General features: G+C 51.5%; 16 protein-coding genes. 6 read left to right on the top strand and 10 right to left on the bottom strand.

Annotation, left to right across the window (positions count from 1 at the left end; genetic code table 11):
* Window positions 1–159: 159 nt before the first annotated feature.
* Entirely contained in the window at window positions 160–7,731 is a 7,572-nt protein-coding gene (locus tag B2U47_RS03790) for a GEVED domain-containing protein (protein WP_296677702.1), read from the bottom strand.
* Window positions 7,732–7,923: 192 nt separating this feature from the next.
* On the opposite strand from B2U47_RS03790, the gene arsC reads away from it, so the two are divergent.
* From arsC to B2U47_RS03765, 5 genes are read left to right on the top strand one after another with little or no spacing between them, the layout of a single operon-like run.
* Window positions 7,924–8,277 (top strand): arsenate reductase (glutaredoxin), encoded by a 354-nt coding sequence (arsC, locus tag B2U47_RS03785; RefSeq protein ID WP_296677705.1) that lies wholly within the window; start codon window positions 7,924–7,926, stop codon window positions 8,275–8,277.
* Window positions 8,274–8,861 (top strand): NAD(P)H:quinone oxidoreductase, encoded by a 588-nt coding sequence (gene wrbA, locus B2U47_RS03780; RefSeq protein ID WP_296677708.1) that lies wholly within the window; start codon window positions 8,274–8,276, stop codon window positions 8,859–8,861. Before arsC ends, wrbA begins: the two co-directional genes overlap by 4 nt.
* The gene (locus B2U47_RS03775; protein ID WP_296677710.1) at window positions 8,858–9,205 is read left to right on the top strand and encodes a DUF2069 domain-containing protein; all 348 of its coding nucleotides are present in this window, start codon (window positions 8,858–8,860) and stop codon (window positions 9,203–9,205) included. Before wrbA ends, B2U47_RS03775 begins: the two co-directional genes overlap by 4 nt.
* Window positions 9,205–9,681: a 2-C-methyl-D-erythritol 2,4-cyclodiphosphate synthase gene (ispF, locus tag B2U47_RS03770; RefSeq protein WP_296677902.1), complete on the top strand. Its 477-nt coding sequence runs from the start codon at window positions 9,205–9,207 to the stop codon at window positions 9,679–9,681. The genes B2U47_RS03775 and ispF overlap by 1 nt, the downstream gene beginning before the upstream one ends.
* Window positions 9,678–9,971 (top strand): 4a-hydroxytetrahydrobiopterin dehydratase, encoded by a 294-nt coding sequence (locus B2U47_RS03765; RefSeq protein WP_296677714.1) that lies wholly within the window; start codon window positions 9,678–9,680, stop codon window positions 9,969–9,971. Before ispF ends, B2U47_RS03765 begins: the two co-directional genes overlap by 4 nt.
* A 3-nt stretch (window positions 9,972–9,974) precedes the next feature.
* Here B2U47_RS03765 and B2U47_RS03760 read toward each other — a convergent pair whose 3' ends face one another.
* From B2U47_RS03760 to B2U47_RS03725, 8 genes are all read right to left on the bottom strand, one after another.
* On the bottom strand, window positions 9,975–10,682 hold the full coding sequence (locus B2U47_RS03760) for a DUF6006 family protein (RefSeq protein ID WP_296677718.1): 708 nt from the start codon (window positions 10,680–10,682) through the stop codon (window positions 9,975–9,977).
* Window positions 10,683–10,707: 25 nt separating this feature from the next.
* Window positions 10,708–11,199 (bottom strand): hypothetical protein, encoded by a 492-nt coding sequence (locus tag B2U47_RS03755; protein WP_296677722.1) that lies wholly within the window; start codon window positions 11,197–11,199, stop codon window positions 10,708–10,710.
* Between the two features lie 20 nt (window positions 11,200–11,219).
* On the bottom strand, window positions 11,220–11,714 hold the full coding sequence (locus B2U47_RS03750) for a hypothetical protein (RefSeq protein WP_296677725.1): 495 nt from the start codon (window positions 11,712–11,714) through the stop codon (window positions 11,220–11,222).
* 11 nt (window positions 11,715–11,725) lie between these two features.
* Window positions 11,726–12,211: a hypothetical protein gene (locus B2U47_RS03745; protein WP_296677728.1), complete on the bottom strand. Its 486-nt coding sequence runs from the start codon at window positions 12,209–12,211 to the stop codon at window positions 11,726–11,728.
* 22 nt (window positions 12,212–12,233) lie between these two features.
* Complete coding sequence (locus tag B2U47_RS03740) at window positions 12,234–13,655, bottom strand: OmpA family protein (protein WP_296677731.1); 1,422 nt, start codon at window positions 13,653–13,655, stop codon at window positions 12,234–12,236.
* Entirely contained in the window at window positions 13,652–14,101 is a 450-nt protein-coding gene (locus B2U47_RS03735; protein WP_296677735.1) for a hypothetical protein, read from the bottom strand. Before B2U47_RS03735 ends, B2U47_RS03740 begins: the two co-directional genes overlap by 4 nt.
* A gap of 4 nt (window positions 14,102–14,105) precedes the next feature.
* Window positions 14,106–15,116 carry a hypothetical protein gene (locus B2U47_RS03730; RefSeq protein WP_296677738.1) on the bottom strand — a complete coding sequence of 337 codons (1,011 nt, stop codon included), beginning with the start codon at window positions 15,114–15,116 and terminating at the stop codon, window positions 14,106–14,108.
* Window positions 15,117–15,377: 261 nt separating this feature from the next.
* The gene (locus B2U47_RS03725) at window positions 15,378–15,905 is read right to left on the bottom strand and encodes an RICIN domain-containing protein (protein ID WP_296677740.1); all 528 of its coding nucleotides are present in this window, start codon (window positions 15,903–15,905) and stop codon (window positions 15,378–15,380) included.
* A gap of 179 nt (window positions 15,906–16,084) precedes the next feature.
* Here B2U47_RS03725 and B2U47_RS03720 point away from each other — a divergent pair, with 179 nt between their 5' ends.
* Window positions 16,085–17,023, top strand: a complete 939-nt coding sequence (locus tag B2U47_RS03720) for a ribokinase (RefSeq protein WP_296677743.1) — start codon at window positions 16,085–16,087, stop codon at window positions 17,021–17,023.
* On the opposite strand, the gene B2U47_RS03715 is transcribed toward B2U47_RS03720, so the two are convergent.
* The gene (locus B2U47_RS03715) at window positions 16,992–17,816 is read right to left on the bottom strand and encodes a GntR family transcriptional regulator (protein WP_296677745.1); all 825 of its coding nucleotides are present in this window, start codon (window positions 17,814–17,816) and stop codon (window positions 16,992–16,994) included. The two genes, B2U47_RS03720 and B2U47_RS03715, sit on opposite strands and share 32 nt — an antisense overlap.
* Window positions 17,817–17,851 lie beyond the last annotated feature (35 nt).

Raw genomic sequence — 17,851 nt, 5'->3', positions numbered from 1 at the left:
GTTCCTGAAGTGCGGGATGACGGGCAAGGCGTTGGGCTAGCTGTGTTGGCTTGTCTGACATGTCGGGACTCGTTTTAATGGGGATAGTTACCAGATATTAACCCATGCATCACTTCCGGTCACACCCTTTGATTCGTTACAAAGATTGCTGGCAGATGTCTATTGTAATCCTCCCCTGACAATGTAGTTTGCCGCAAAGGTGCTGTTGAGCGGGTGGAGCAACACATTACCAAGCAGGGTATTGGCATCATTGTTTGGCCCACTGAACAGGGTTTTGCCATCCATGTTGATGTCTGTATTCAGATAGCCCTGCAAAATGTAGTTGGTATAGGCTTGTGGGTTTTCAGTACTGCTCAGGACTGTACTTAACAGGTTGGTGATGTCATTGCCTGGGCCATTGCAGGTCAGGGTGGAGCTGGCATTGATGTCGCCTACCCACAGCAATGCCAGTGTGCCGGATGTATAGCGCGTTTCACTGCCAGCAACGCTGGTTGAGGCAAGGCTGAAATCCACCAGCGTTGCAGTACTGCCAAGGCTGACCGGGCTGGCCGTCATGACTCCTAGATGGTTGCGGTGGCGTACACTGACGTAGTAGTTGCCAGCGCTGATACCTGCAAAATTCAGGGTGGTTGTACCCGTCTGTGCGTCAACCAGATTGCCATCGCGTTGTACCAGTACGGCACGGGTACTTAAGGTGGTTTTGCTACTGCTGCGCAGGTCAAGCAGTACCCAGTCTACAATAGACTGATTACCGGTATTGCTATTGACCAGTGCACTGATGGTTTCAGTTCCGCTGTGGTTGAAAGGCGCGGACTGATAGGGTTGATTGGCTGGTAGCAACTTGAGGGTGTTGAGTGTGTCTGACATCAGGCCGGTTTTGCTATCGTAAGCACCTTGTAGCAATACCCGTGCTTGCAGTTTTACACCGTCATCGCCAGTCTGGTTTTGTACAGCAATATTGAAGGTTTTGCTGGCAGTCAGGCCACCGTGGTCTGTAACAGTTACGGCTATTTCATAGCTGTTGTCCCGATTGGAATCCATGGGGGCGTCATAATCCGGGATGGCCTTGAAGTTCAGGATGCCACTGCTACTGTCCAGCGCAAAGATATTTTGGTCTGTACCACCGCTAATGGCATAGCTTAAACCGTTGCCTTCGGTATCTCCGCTGTCCGGATCCTGTGATTTGATGTCCAGTGCTAGGGTGGAAGTGTCTTCTGTCACACTGACAGTATTGCTGGAGGTGATGATGGGAGCCTCGTTGACATCCATGACCCTGACCCGCAATGTTCGGGCATATTTTTGTCCGGTACTGGCGGTTGCGGTAATTTCAAGGTCATAGGCATTGTCTTTGTCTTTATCGACAGGTACTTCAAAATCACCGGGGTCAATCATGCCGGGTGGCAGGACGCGGGGATTGACACTGGCATCCTTGGTGATCAATGTCTTGACAAACTGGATTTGTGCACAGTCCGTCGTTCCCCCAGAAACCGGGCCTACGGTAAACATGCTGGAATCGGCTCCACCAGTGATTGCATAAGTCACTGGATTTCCGCTGCTGTCCTTGGTTTGCAACAGGGTAATACCGGTAGCATTTTCATCAATCATCATGTCGGGCAAGGCGGAGCCAGGGTTGTCAATCAGGCTGGTACAAACAACGACATTGTTATTGTTGGCAGAACCTGAGAATTCGGAAGTACTGCCAAACGTGGTTGCTCCGGTTTTTTCCGTTACTGTGACAGAAATGAAATCGCTGGTGGTAACGGCCTGATTGGCGTTAAAGGTTCCTTTAAAGTTGAGTGTGCCGCCGCCCGGATGACTGAAGTCCTTGCTGCCAATGAAGGTCTGGCCTTCACCATTGCCGGATGGATCTTTGGCAATATTCTTGAAAAATTCCAGACGGTAACCAATGGTATTGGCTGGCAAATCCAGGTTGAAATCATAGGAGATGATTTTGGAGCCATTTGTGCCAAATGAACTGGTTTTCACCTCAGGGTAGTTGAGCAGGTTATTGGCTCCACTGTCTGTATCACCCGCGTCATTATTGCTAACGCCATCATTGCCGAGGTCAATCCCCAAGCCACCATTGTTGTAGATATTGTTGCTGAGGAGGCTGTTGCCTTTGCTGTTCCCCGTAACGGCAATGCCATCACCTGCAAAACGGGTAATGCTCAGATAGCGGATACTGCTGCCATCACTGCCTGCTGCCAAGGTGAGGCCGTGACTGCTGGAACCAGCGTTATTGCCATTGAGTTCCAGTAATGGCGTACTGGTAAAGCCTGTCTGTCTGGAGCTGTCCAGCACCAGCGGGGCAATGATGTCCGGCAGGGCACTTTGCAATTTGATGCTCCAGTATTTGCCTGTGCTGTCATAGTTTGGATCGGTGGTTGGTAGCATCAGGATGGCGTTTTCCTTGCCAGCAATAAGCCCGCTCTGTGCCAGGGCACTGTCATTGCCCAGCAAGTTGGCATTCAGCAGGAACTGGCGCAAGGAGCCTTGCCCGTTGTCATTGGCATTAACGATGGTATCGAAGTTGAAACCGAAATCCACATTCTTGAGGCTATTGCCGGTCAGGGTAGCTGCTTGTACCGCTTGAGCCTGTTGACCGTTCAGTACGCCACCCGTAAATATGAAATTGCTGGTATTCAAATTTGATGAGCCGGGATTGATATTTGCGTCAGCAGCGGCTGCTTTGACACCACCAATAACGGGATAGGTTGGAACCGGGATTTCTGTTCCGTTACTGCCAGCACGGCTGGAATTGACAGAATCACTAACAGCACGCAGGTAATATTTGCCGTCTGGTAAATTGGGCAGTTTATAAATGCCATCGGCGTCAGTTGTTGTCTGTGCCAGGTATTTGCCTGTGCTGTCATAGATTTCAACGGTTGCATTGGTAATGCCAACTGTGCCCGCTTCACTGGCAGGACGGGCTGCCCCGCCGCCATAGTTGACATCCTCGAATACCAGCCCGGAAATGGCACTGCTACAAATGGCTGTACCTTCAACCAGTTCTTCAACTTGTGTGGCAGTCAACTGGAAGCCGGACGTGACCGATATATAACGGCGCGGTGTGGTTTGGGAGCCATCAGGGTCTTGCGGGTTGGGGTCGATTACCCCTGTATAGGTTCCGCCTACTGATGCAATAGCGGCAGATGCAGCAATGTCTACAGGATTTGGGTTGAAGCTGACTACTGAGAATGCAATACCATCAGCTTTCAGTTGGTTATAAACGGTAAAATCGGAACCATCATTGGGTTCAGCACCAGAACCTGGCGGGTCGATGAGCATGGAAATGTCACTTGGAACCCAGTCACCGTAGCGTACTGCATCAGTCATCAAGACGATTTGCAACGGGGATGCCGTAGTACGGCTCATTTCCCGTAGTGGGCTGACGATATAGCTGGATGATGTACCGGTATTGCCATCAATGGCATAACGGATTTGTTGTACAGCACCAGCCAGATGATCTGCCCACCAGTTAACATTGTACGCACCGTTGGTACCAAATTGACGGACAGGAGCTGCCATTGCTGCGGTAGAAAAGTCACGCTCGAAATAGACGTATTGACCACCACTGACCAGTGAATCGGTAGGGCCACCAAAATGGGCAACACCAATTCGGTTTGCCGGATTGTCAGCCAGCAGTTGTGTGCCGACAGTCTGGATGGTCTTTGCGAAGTCAGCGTATTCATCTGGTGTGATTGAGCCTGAGTTGTCCACAATGAACAAAATATCTGTACCACCTGTGGCAGCACAACTGCCGCCGCCTACGGTGGGCGGGCCACCTTCGGTGATGATGACCGGGCCGAATTCGGATGTGCCAGCGCTTCCAAGCATGGCAGTAGCAGTGAGTTTGTCACCGATAGCAACATTTGCCGGTAATGGCAAGGTAAGCTGGAATGCTTTCATACCAGTATTGTCATGGGTATCGAAAGGGGGGAGGGCACAATTGCCCGCATCAATATCTGCGGCACTGTTTTCTGCGAAGCTTGCCAGATAGCGTTGACCTTCACCGTAGTCTTTGGTGCGACCAAGCTGGTTGTCGCCTTGGGTCGCGCTGCCACCGGTACTGACATCTGCTTCAAACAGTTCAAGCGTTGCACCAGCAGGGGCGCAACCACGCACGGTAATGTCGCCTGTTCCAACAATAACCTGATTCAGAATCGGCAGATTAAGCAACTGGTTTGCTCCGCTATCTGTATCATTGGCATCATTGACAGTGACATTATCGACACCAAGATCAATACCCAGTTTGCCGTTGGCATGAATGCTGTTGCGCATGAGTATGACCTGCCCTGCGCTGTTTGGCAGGGAAACACCCTGTTCAGTATTATGGGCTATCACATTGGCGTCACCTGCGGTCATGCCGCCGACCAGAAGGGCAGTACCCGCCAGACTCAGGCCGGTCTTGTTGCTGCCGGAAGTTATACCATCAGCAGCAACGCCAAGGTGGTCACAGGCGATCAGCGCGTTATCTGCGCCAGTTTTGAAACTGATGCCGTTTTGTGGGAAACGGGTGATGGACATGCCGCGTAGGGCAAAATTGTCACCTTCCACCACTAGCCCGTCAGTTGTGGCAGACAAGCCTGCACCATCCAGTTGTACCTTGAGGATACGGCTGCCTGCCCACCAGTCACCGCAGTTTGCTCCTGCCTGACTGGTGGCGTCGATGTATGTGCTGTCACCACTCAGGACAGGCAGGGGTGATAGTGGTTTGATAGTCCATACGCCGGTCGTGGCATTGTAACCTGCTTCAGTGGTGGGCATGTTGAACGTTATGGTATCCCCTCCAGCACGGTTATTGGCACATTCCATGGCATCCCGCAGTGAGCCGGAGTTGTTGTTGGCATTGTCGGTGTCAGCAGTAGTGGTAACAATCAGGGAACAAGGGGCAGAGGCAATTGTCAGGGTATAGTCCTCGACCTCGCCATTGGCAGCAGCACTGGTGCTATCCAGATTGATAGCGGTTGACCAGCGGAAGCGTGCATAAGTGGGATTGGTTGTTGCTGTGGCAGGTACATTGACAGTGATGCCGATAGTGTCAGCACCTGCGTTGCTGTCGCTTGCACCATTATCCTGTACATTGGTGGCAATCTGTTCGCCTGTATCAGTGAAGTCACCATCGCCATTGAAATCAATCCAGCCTTGCAGATAGCCACTTGCACCCGTGACAACGGCTGTCAGTGTGGCTGTCTGGCCTTGAGTCATGGCAGGGATATTGATACCACCTTCATCATCCACACCATTGTTATCATCGCCGCTGGCAGTTGCATTAGGTTGCGCACTGCTCTCAGTGTCGGGGGCGACACTGCCGAGATGAATACCCGTTGTAACTGAGTGGGATGGTGTTCCGTATGATGCAGGAGCATCGCCATAATCATTGCCGCAATCCTGTTTGGCTGCTACTACCACATCATCAATAATGAGTTCGTTACTGTTCAAATCGGCCTTGATGCCACCCTCCGTACACCATGTGTTTGTTTGTGGATCACACCATATATCGGCAACATGACCGTAGTTGACGAAGGTAACAGTAGTTGTTGCCGCTGTTGCCGTGAACTCAATGGCATAATCCTGAGCGGCAGCCTTGCTGCCCGGTGCTTTGAAATGGATGGATTCCGTCGTAGAGCCTGTTATGTCAACACGCATGATGCCATCTGCAAACTCGGTACTGCTATCAGTTTCAGGAATAGCCTTGAAATACAACCGATAAGCTTTACCGACCTGGGTTGGCACACTGGTTGATAATGTGACCGGATTTGGCCCCCAGTGGGAAACATCTAGGTCGTCTGGTACATCACGCAAGGCTACGGCTGTCAGGGTTGAGGTTAGCTTGCCATCTGCATCGAAAGTAAAACCATTGGGAATGGGAGGGTAAACACCGCGCAGAGCACCATTGCCGAAATAAATGGCTGAGTAATAAGGGGCAGTATTCCATTCTTCAACTTCAGCATAAGTATCGGTTCCACCACCAGCCCTGACCCAGTTGCGAATATTCTGCCCGCCAGCCAGCGCCCCCCATTTGAAGTGAGTCAAATCGTTGAAATTGTCTGAAAAAACCGTGGTTTGGCAGCTTGACGGGGTAATGCCATTGATGATTTTCAGGTTGACGCTGTTGCTTGGTACGGGTTGGTAAATGGCAAGCGGGTAATCTTCCACTTCACCGTTACTGGCATTTCCGGTTGGGGAGGCTGTTGTGACCGCTGTATCGGTGGTCAGGCGCAAACGGATGAAGGTAGTACCTATCTTGATGTCGGCTGGAATACTGTTCCATGTCAGGGTGACTGCCACATTGCTGGAGCCGGATGGTACAGCAACGGAAGCTGCTTCATCCGCTTCAAACGTGCCGCTTTTGTCAAAGTCGATCCAGCTATACAGTTTGCCTGCTGTTCCCGTGGTATTAGTGACAGTAAACGGGCTACTGTAACTGCTTGCATTAGCCTGAAGAACAGGGAAACGTGCTACGGTGGCCGGGCCATCGGGGGAAACAGGATGAGGTGCACCATCATCTTCTGCACCGTCTGCGGATGCATTGAAACTGTATTGGCTGGCAGCTTCTGCATCAGGCGTTTTTGTCCCCATGTGAATACCGGTAACGATGGCATGACCGGCATCACCATAAGAAGCGGGAGCATCGCCGTAATCATTCACTACCGGGTTGGCAAAATTTTTGTAGCTGCTTGAGCAATTGCTGGGAGAATCCAGCTCAGTTGGTCGCGTCACGACAGCCCTTACCGTATTTACGGCTGCAACACTTTCCACGTCAAACAGTTGTGAACCCGTCTGGGTTTCATCGTAAAAGGTAATCTTGTCGCTGCTACTGTTACCGGTAAATGTACCGTTGTTGCGGGTAAAACCGGCGAAAATCATTTGGCCGCCACCCGTAAAACTGTCGTTATTGGTGAAATCACCACCGGCAATTTTGGCATTTGAGCCGTTCTGGAAGGGTTTGTTGTTTTGCCACAATCCGCCCGGCGTACCACCGGCACTGGTGATCAGGATGGTTCCCTGATTATCCATCAAGGCACTGTTGTTGTTGAAACCGCCCCATGACACCAGCGTGCAATAGTTGGTGACATCGGAGTTCAGATTGATGTTCATGAAGGCTTTGGCATAAACCCGCCCGTAGTTGTCAAACTTGCCATCCGGGTTGAAATTGCCTTCCAGTTCCAGCCGATGGTTATTGGTCAGGGTTGTGCCATTTTCCGTGTTGAAATCTTGTTTCGCCACTAGCAACCCATCGTTGACGAAGGTGGAGTTTTTCCCCAACTGGAAACTGTAATCCATGGTCATGGTTGCTCCAGTACGGTTACGGTATGTCGTCATGCCGTTGGTATTCAGCCCGCCGGGGAAAGTCAGTGTGCCGTAATTGTCAATAACTGCACCTGCGTTATAAACGAAGGTTTGCAGGATTGTTGTGCCGTAGTTGGTCAGTGTTCCTGCGATGACATTAATGTTGGCTGGATTAAACGTTGCGCCTGTTTCCACGCACACACTTGAACCGCTGGCAAAGCCATCCAGTGCGCCGGTATATGTACCGCTGGCAATTTTGAGTGACTGCCCGGTATTCAGGGTGTAGTTGGCAGTGCCGCCTGTGCTGGTATAGGTGTAGCTGGCTGTACAATTGGCAGCAAATGCCTGGGGTATCAGGATCATGCATAACAGCAAGCCAAGTACACACTGGATGCCTACACGGGAAGCAGGGTAGGGGGCGGATACTGGTTTTTTCATGTTTATTGTATCGCTATTATTTGTTTTTCAATGACTTGCTGTTTTTATTTAAATATTTTTTATAATTATGTTTTCTCAGTATATCAGCTCGAAAAATTGACTCAATTACCTTTAATCGTTTGCAAAATGCTTGCCCACTTGCGTACAAGCTGGCATCCCGCTAGATTGCACCGCAAACCATCAGGAGGCTTCATGGCTGCTACCGTAACCATTTACCACAATCCGCGCTGTTCCAAGTCACGCCAGACGCTGGAAATACTGGAAGGCGAGGGTCTTACCCCAACCATTGTCAAATATCTGGATACTCCGCCTGATACGGCAACCCTCAACCAGTTGCTTGAGTTGTTGGGGCTGGAACCCCGTGAACTGATGCGCCAGGGTGAAGCGGAATACACAGAATTGAATCTTGCCGATCCCACCCTGAGCCGTGAGCAGTTGATTGCTGCGATGGTACAGAATCCCCGTCTGATAGAACGCCCCGTGGTAGTTGCCAACGGTAAGGCGGTGATTGGTCGCCCACCCCAGAAGGTACTCGACATCCTATGAAAACCATCCTGATCCTGTATTACAGCCGCCACGGTTCCACCGCCAGCATGGCGCAGCAGATTGCCCGTGGGGTAGAGAGTGTTGCCGAAACACAAGCCATGCTGCGCACTGTGCCGGAAGTCTCCGAAGTGTGTGAAACGGTGGCTGACAGCATTCCTGCCAGTGGTGCGCCTTATGTCTCACTGGATGAGCTGAAAGCCTGTGATGCACTGGCCTTGGGCAGCCCAGGGCGCTTCGGCAACATGGCAGCCCCGCTGAAATATTTTCTCGAAAAAACCAGCAGCCTGTGGCTTTCCGGGCATCTGACCGGCAAACCGGCTGGCGTGTTTACCTCGACATCCAGCCTGCATGGTGGGCAGGAAAGTACCTTGCTGTCGATGATGTTGCCCCTGTTGCATCACGGCATGATCATCAGCGGTTTGCCTTACGCCGAAGCTGACCTGATCAGTACGCAAAGCGGCGGTACACCGTATGGGCCAACCCATGTTTCCGGCAGTGACAGTTCCCGCGCACTGACGGATGAAGAAAAACGCCTGTGTTTTGCCCTTGGCAAACGTCTGGCTCAACTGGCGCAAAAGCTATGAAAAATCTGGCAATATGGCGCAACCTGACCCTGTTCGGTTTGCTTGGCCTGATGGGGCTGATTGTGGTGTGGAATGTCTGGCTGCGGCCTGTGCAACTCGTGCCCTTGTGGCTGGAACTGGGTTTGTTGCTTGCCCCGTTACTGTTGCTGTTACGGGGAATCTGGCAAGGCAATGCTAAAACCCATGTGTTGGCGGTGCTGGTATCGCTGTTGTACCTGATGTTGGGGATCTGGGTCGTGCTGGATCCGCTGGAAAGGGCGTATGGCTATGCCTTGCTGGTTTTGAGTGTCTGCCTGTATGCGGGAGGTTTTATGGCTGCCAAGCTGCTGGGTAAAAAAGCATGATGCGAATTGGCCACGGTTACGATGTCCATGCCTTTACTGAGGGCGATCATTTGGTGCTGGGTGGGGTAAAGATTCCGCATACTCATGCCTTCAAGGCGCATTCCGATGGTGATGTCTTGCTGCACGCCATTTGCGATGCTTTGCTGGGAGCACTGGCCCTGGGGGATATTGGTCAACATTTCCCCGATACCGCCGCAGAATACGCGAACATTGATAGCCGTATTCTGTTACGGCATGTCTATGGGCTGGTAACAAGCCGGGGGTATGCGATCCTCAATCTGGATAGCACTATCATTGCCCAGTCGCCGAAAATGATGCCGCATATTCCGGCGATGCGTACAAATATTGCGGCTGATCTGGCATGTGCCATCGGGCAAATCAACGTCAAGGCAACCACCACCGAAAAGCTGGGTTTTACCGGGCGCAAGGAAGGTATTGCAGCCCATGCTGTTGTATTACTGGGAGAAAACAAATGACTGACAAACTGACTGATGACGCACTGGCAGATATTCTGCAAGGCTTACCGGGTTGGGTGTTGCGTGAAAACAAGCTGCATCGCGTGTTAACGTTTGCGGACTTTGTGGAAGCGTTTGGTTTCATGGCGCAAGTGGCTTTGGTTGCTGAGCGCATGAATCATCACCCGGAATGGTGCAATGTCTACAAAACCGTTGCCATCAGCCTGACCACCCATGATGCTGGTGGTCTGACCCACAAGGATATTACGCTGGCGCAGGCGATTAATCGACTGGCGGGGTATCCGGCTTAGTGTTTATCGTGGTACTTCGTGGCGTATGATTCTGCGCGTATTGCTGTTGCGGCATTGTGCAATCACATCACTCCGGGCTTTATTTTCTGCATCAAGCCATGCCGGATTGCCCTTAGATTGTACGCACCAAGTTTGATGGGCTGCGTGGTTATCTTGCCAGCGAGCATCTGACGGAATCGCACAAAACAGACGTTGTGCGTTTTGGTACTGTTGAACAGCGTGGGAGGCATAGTCGTTACAACGTTCATGTAGCGGTTTGTCACCCTTCCAGCATTCTAGGTCATAGCGCACGTTATAAGTGCCAGCACGCCAAACACTATGACCTTGAGCAATTTCTCTGGCGGGGATAAAACTTAATTCCCAGTTGTTGGGTTGTTCCCCAAGGTAGCGGATAAAAAAGGTATTGCCGCCATTGCCCGTGCCGCGACTTTCAAGGGGAACCCAAGACCCCCCATTATCGCTAAAGCTGCCTATGCTCACTGCATAAGCTGCTTGCGAACAATTTCTCCCAAAAGTGTCGCATGTGGTTTCGTAGCGAGTTTCCACTCGCCACTGCATCTTAGCAGGGCGACCATCAATTTTGCAGTTCATCTCACCATTGATCCAATCTGGCAGGTTGGCTGAACTGGCATAACTAGCACTGGATATTACCAGTAGCGTTCCCAATAGTGTGGCGTGAATTGCAAAGCCTGTTATGGTCTTGATGGTCATGGGGGGCAACTCCTCGTGCGCATGTTTACTGACTAATGCAATGGGTTAAACCGTCAGTACGGGCTTTAGCTTCGCTGGTCAACCACTCGGGTTTGGCTTTCATGCACCAGTCATAATGACCACGGTGGTTATCCATCCAGCGCCCTGCGGGTTGGCTTGCCGGGCTGAAACCGCAGCCTAGCTGTTTGTTGCGGTTAAATTGCTTCACCGCTTGCTCTGCGTAAGTTTCGCATTGGGTGGATTTGACCATGCAAGGGTGTATTTCGCCATCCCGTGCGCTTGATTCAGACAGCAAGGCAGCAGACGTTGTGCTTAAACACCAGCCGTAGTGGTTATTGTAGCTGGATTGCCAGCGGGCGTTACTGTTGGCAAAGCCGCAACCCAGGCGAGTGGCAAGGTTGTTGTCGCCAACGGCATCTTTGGCGTAGATGTCACAGGTTGCGGCGTTGTTGGCATAAGCGGGGAATGCCAAGGTGGTGCAAAGGGTGATCAGGGTGGTGGCATGACTGGTTTTCATCGTTGATCTCCTCGGGGGTTTTACCGTGTTGGTATGGTAATATGTTGGTATCTGATGGTTTGTGTGTGTTGCTCGTCTGCACTGTCGGACAAGAGTTTGTAAGGCAAGCCGTCTGCCTTGCCGATGTACAGCTTAGCAGTACCCGACCCTATGTCTTTCATGTCGCTGTGATAACTCAATACTGTCATTTCCACGCCATCAACGGTTTCTGTCCCGTCTTCCTTGCAGTTTGATAATTGGATGGTGCCATCCTTCATCATGCCGATGGTGATTTTCTCGGTAGTATCCATGTCCATCGGAGCTTTTTGCCATTTGCCATCCATTGCCATGAAAAACTGCCCATCGACTTTCATGGCTTCCAGTTTGATGCCGTCACCTTCTGTTACGGAATGCCATGCGGGTTGGGCTATTTTGGTTTCACTGGCTTTGACAATGGGTTCACAGGCAGCATCCAATGCAAAGGCAGGCGATAAGGCGAACAGGTTCAGGGTGATAACAAGTCCAGCGTGTTTCATCTTTCGTTTCCTCATGGTAATTGGCGGTGGGCTTGACGCAGCAGTGTTTCCAGCTTTTGCAGGCCATCTTCCAGATATTCACCCCCCATTTTGCTGATACTCAAGACCCGTTGGCCTTGGCGCAGCGAAACCTTGTCGATTTCGCGTCCTCGCCGGAAACTGTTGGCTTCGTCCCCTAGGTTGGCAATGCTGTTTTTGCCCGCAAACAACGTTTTGAAACCTTGCTTGGCAGCATCGACATCGTGGTAGTCGATCAACATCAATCGCACAGAGAAGCGTGCATTTTCGTAGTCACACATTTCCGGGGTGTCAGTGGTGGCTGTTACTGTCTGACCGAAAGTGGCCTGAATATCGGCGGCACTGATCAAGGTGCAAAGAGAAGGCGCTTTGCTGGCAGTGCTGGTGATGGGGGCGGGTTTGTCGGCGGCTTGTTTTTCACCACAAGCCGCCAGCAGTGCGCAAGCACAGAGTAGCAATACTAAACGACGCTGTTTCATGGTTTGCTCCTTGGATTCACAGTTATTGTTTCCTGAGTTCCACCCGACGGTTACGGGCGCGTCCCTCAAGGGTATCATTGGTATCACGCGGGCTGGCTTCGCCGTACCCTTGGGTACTTAAGCGGTTATCAGTGATTTTGAAACGTTCCACCAAGGCGGTTTTCACCGCAGCAGCCCGCCGGTTGGAAAGATCAAGGTTGAAACTGTCGCTGGCAATGCTGTCGGTATGCCCGCCGATGGCAAGTTTCCAGTCGGGGTGTTTGTTGAGCAGGTCGGCAATGGTATTCAGGGTTTCATCCGATTCCGGGCGCAAGGTGGCACTGTTGAAGCTGAAAAAGATGTCGTAGATGTCGACCTTTTCCCCTGCTTGCAAGGCTTTTTCCAGTTCAGCGGCTTTGTTGCCACTTCCTGCACCGTTGCCACCTTGCCCAAGGCTTAGGCTACCTGCACCGCCGCCCATTGAACCCGTGCCTGTACCACCGCCACCGTTACCAGTACCCGCTCCTGCACCGCTGCCACTGGCTGCACCACCGCTACCTGTTGGGAAAGGTTCGGCATCGGTATCAAATTCACCGGCTATTTCCGGTGGTTTGCCCGTATTGGTCGCCATCGGCAAGTCGTCGCTGCTGTGGCAGTCAAACGTAATTTGTGTGACCTGTAAGCGATCGCGTTCTGACGGGGCAGGCGATGTTGCTGCGATTTCTTCCAGCATTTTGCTCATCACTGGGTCATCGGCAAACTTGGCTCTCAAGGCTTCATCCGCACCAAAACCCAGACGGAATTTGAGTATCAGTGGATTATCGGGGTCATCCAGCACAAAAAACTCTGCTTTTTCCTCACCGAACAAGCCATTGACGTGTAACGCAGGCAATTCCGCCGGTTTACCGTTCAGCAATACGGGGAATGGGACGGGGGTTTTATCGGGCACTTCCAGCGCATAAACTGAGGGCGCAAACCACCAGCGATAGGGCGAATCAGGGTCAAGCACATTTTCCGGGGTGGTGCTGTGATTGAGCGTGGTAACGATGGAAACATCTGCTTTGCCCGTGGTTTTTAAGCGGGTGTAATTGTCGTGTGTCAGGCTGATAGCAACGCTGTTCGGCACAGTTTCCGGCAATTTGGGGTCAAACACCGCGAGATAATAGCCCGCTTTCTGCTGGTCTTCGCGCAATACCCGGCGGGTCACGTGGGTGCTGACCAGTTCCGGTGGCTTGTCGCTGAAGGGATCATCGACTTCATGTTCACTGGAGTAATGCAGGGTAATACCTGCTTCATCGGTACTGGTAATGCGTTTGATGGATTCGTAATCGCCGCTGCGTTGGTTGATGGCGGTGACAATGTGCAAACCGGGGCATAGCGGAATGGTGGGTGTGGTGGCATCCGCCACACTGGCAATAGGCAGGCTGATGTACAAACAAACCAGACACGGGATTAAAGCCTTCACAGTTTGCCCCCTACACCCAGATAAACACAAAACGCACCAAAGCCCATGAATAACAAACCGCCTGTCAGGGTGGAAATCGCCAGCAAATACGGCTGTTCGGGGTGTGCTGTCGGAAACACCACCGTCACTTTCTCACCCAATTCAAACGGGTAGAAAGAAAACGTAAATGCCCCGTTTGCTTTGCCAATCAGTGTCGGGCTGCCACCAATGGTAGCGGGGTACTTGTACGCGGGTCGTCTGGCAATGCGATGCCCGTTGCGGATAGCGGTATTTTCCGGCTGAATGGAGGGCGAATAGCGTCCTGCCAAAAAACCAATGACTTCGCCCTCCACTGTCGTACCCACCACGCGGTAATAAAGGGGGTAAGCGGCAGTTTGCCAGCCCATGATGAGCAGCCATACACCCAAACCGAACAGTGCGCAACGCAACACGAATTTCATCATCATCGCCTCAACGTCCTATTGCACCCATGCCGGGTACACCAATACCGAGGCAGAACATGTTTTGTTTTTTAGCTCGATACACGCAAGCATCACCACCACCTGCTTCGGCGTTGTAACCAGCGGAGAAAATACCCTCCCCATCGGGTTGGCGGATGGTGATATTGCCACCTTCGCCCGTACCCTCCTGACTTTTGGCAAGGGTGGTAATCGCTTCCCCGGCATCGTTGTATAACACGATCATGCGCGGTTCGGAGATAAGTGCAGCCGTGTCCTTCCCACCTTTTGCCACACTGACGACCCCTGTTTGACCGTCGCTGGATGTACCAACAAAAGCCACGTTTTCACCTTGGGTATTGGCCGCCATGACTGTGCCGGAGCCGCTGGTAGTGGGGTTTGTGCCAGCGGAAACCACCACTTTGCCTGCTTCGTCATACAAGCGCAGGGCAAATTTCTTGCCGGGGCGTAATGCCATTTCGCCTAAGGGTTGCCTGCTGTCAGCATTGCTGACGAGCAAGCCATTGACTCCTTCTTCGGGAGAGCCAAGGGCGGTACGGACACCATTGCTGGTTAAAACGGCTTGGCTGATATTGGCATCCGCATTGAGGTAGCCAATATTGCTTTTATTCGCGGCAATAACACGGGCAGACTCACCGTCAATCAACAGTTCCGCCATGGCTTTACCCGGCTCACCCAGACGCAGGCTTGAAATGCCTTTGTCAGAATTAACGGTCATTAGGGTTTTACCTGCTGCATCCACCACAGTGAACGGGGCTTGCACGGTATTGCGGTTGGCTTCCAGTTTGGCAATGCGGGCTTCGAGAGCTTCCAGACGTGCATCGTTATTGGCAGGTGGGGTGGGAGCGGGGTTGCCGCCGGGTTGTTGTTGCTGTAAACGGGCAATGGCTTCCTTGACGGTTGCCATGTCTTTTTCCAGTGTTTCGACGGATTTGTCCAATTCGTCAGTAACGTCTTGGGATTTTTCCATCCAAGCGCGAATTTCTACGATGGTTTGTGTCATGCGTCCTAATGTTTGCGCCCCTTCCATAACTATGACTTCAGAACCTATCATTGTTTGTGCAGGCACGAGTAGGGGCGTGTTTTCACTAGCCCAGTTTGTAGGTAGCGGAGGATAATCCGCTGCCATGACTATTGATGGTAACAAGATAAAAAGACTGGTTAAACGGAGTGGAATGGACATAGATACTCCCCCTCTTGCATCTATAATTTAATGACAGGATGCGGTAGCTTTCACCGCATCCCTGACATTTTGGGTTGTCAATCAATTCGGAGCCGGGGTAAATTTCCACAATACGTTTGGCTCATTGACGCAATCCCATTGGGTGATATTGTCGCCGTTGCCGTTAGTTGCTCCGTGTTGGTGCAAACAGGCTCCATTACCGGATTGGATTTGTACGTAAGGATCAGTCGGGTTGTTGCTGGCTTTAAGTGTGTGCCAGGTTTGGTTGCGTGGGCCATCGTAATTACAATCCCACTGGATGATATTGGCTCCACGATCTAGGCTATCATTTTCGACAGTGACGCATTTACCACTGTGTTTGAACCGTAGTAGGAAATAACCACTGCCGGTTGGGATACGTTCCAGCTTGGTATTACCCTGATTAACGCAATCCCATTGGGTGACGTTGCCGCCATTGTTGTTAATATGCCCATGCTGATGGACACACTTATTACTGTGTTTGGCCTTGATGTAAAAGATACCGTCTGCTGCGGGTTCGGCACTGGCGGGCACGCTCAGGCAGGCCAATGTCAGTGCTAGGGTCATGCTGATGGTGCTTAGTGATTTCATGGTCATACTCCTTCTCGCTACAAGAGATACCAATATAGTACCAGTAATGTATTTTGGCAAATACCAAAATGTAGCTGCGTGTATATTTCCCTGAAGTTAAGCCCATAAAAAAACGTTGGGTAAAGTTCAGATTTAACTAAAATTGCGCTTTCTGGGATATGGAGGGAGTAGTAGAGAGTATGGTGGATGTGTTTGTGCTGTGCAGTTATGTGAATGCTAATAGCCTTGTGGTTAAGCAATTGCCAAAAGCCGGGGAGTCGTTGCAGGCTGAATCGTTATGGACGGAACATGGAGGGAAAGGCTTAAACTTGGCGATTGGAATGCAGCGCTTGGGCTTATGGACTTACCCACTGATTGCGGTAGGCAACGACACGCCGGGTGATGCATTGATTGCCTTGCTACGGTCTGAAGGTCTTGATACACAAGGTGTTGTACGTACTTCCATCCCTTCCGGTTTTGGTGTCGGTTTGGTAACAGCCGATGGTGACAATATTATTGTTGTCTATCCGGGTGCGAACGCCCAACTGAATATTGGTCATGTTCAGACTGCCAGTAATGCCTTGCAAGATTGCCGCTTGGTGTGTGCCCAGTTTGAAATTCCTGATGCGCCGATACAGGAAGCGTTCCGACAAGCACGGCAACGCGGCATCAAAACCTTGCTGAATCCCTCGCCTTGGCGTGAACCTGAAACGGTGCTGCTTGCCCTGACGGATATATTGGTACTCAACGAAACAGAAGCAGCAGCTTGTTTTGGTATTACTGATGTGGACACCATGTCACTTGTCCAGTGGTTGCGTTTGTTACCGTTGCTGGCATGGGAGGGGGAGTTGCTGGTGGTGACGCTGGCTGAGCGGGGCTGTGTGGCATTACAGCGCGGGCAGGTGGCAATACATGAATCTGCTTGGACAATTACGCCTGTAGACCCGACAGGAGCAGGGGATGCGTTTACCGCAGGGCTGGCTTATGCTTTGCTGAACGATTATCCATTCGTTAAAGCATTACGCTTTGCCAATGCCTGTGGGGCTATGGTTACATCCCGGCAGGGAGTTCTGTCTGCGTTGCCATTCGTCGCGCAGGTTAATACTTTTATACCTGTTCAGGATTCATCTTCAACGTAATCCGATACGTATACGCATCCCCCCGGAATGTTCCTTCCACATATTCCACCATTTGTCCACTAGTGGCGTAAGTTTTACGCTTAAGCAACAGACAGGGGCCGGGTTCCAGGAAACCAAAAACAGCCATTTCATCCTCGTTGCTCATCGCTGCTTCGATGGTTTGTTCGCCATGATCCAATGCGATGCCGCAGCGTTGCTGCAAAAACTGATAAGCAGAACCTTCAATGTCCCATTCTGCTAAAGCAGGTGCAATAGTCAGGTCATACCAAGCCACTTCCCGCGTCATGGGGATTCCATCACCAAGGCGTAAGCGCACCAGTTTTAAAAAGCGTGCTGTAGACGGGCGGTTGAAAACAGAAGCAATGGTGCGATCAGAGACAATACGCCGTTCCAGTAATTGAGTGGATGGCGCGACCCCGATTTCCCGCATTTCCTCGGTAAAACCTTTGAGCTTGCCTAGTTCCGGGTTAATGCGTGGCGGAGCTTTAACCATGACACCGGCACGTCCGTGGGTGCTAATGTAGTCTTGCTCGCGTAATTCATCGTAACAGCGACGGACAGTGGTACGGCTGAGTTTGAGGGCTTCTGCCAGCGTGCGTTCCGAGGGTAGGCTATCGCCATCGTTCAATTCGCCTGCTTCAATCATCTGGATGATTTGACGTTGCAATTGGCGATAGACCGGTTCTGATATGCCTGAATCAGGTTTCAGCCGATCAATGAAGGCCGCGCTGTCATTCATTGCGTGACGGGCAACGGGTGCTGGTATTAAGTTTGCGTAAGAAGACTGCCCCATGCTACTAAATTCCTTACTGTCGGATGTTAGACAGT

The sequence above is a fragment of the Thiothrix sp. UBA5583 genome, from assembly GCA_002425225.1.
Lineage (GTDB): Bacteria > Pseudomonadota > Gammaproteobacteria > Thiotrichales > Thiotrichaceae > Thiothrix > Thiothrix moscowensis.
The sequence above is the reverse complement of the archived record's forward strand: the minus strand, read 5'-3'. Positions and strand labels throughout refer to the sequence as shown.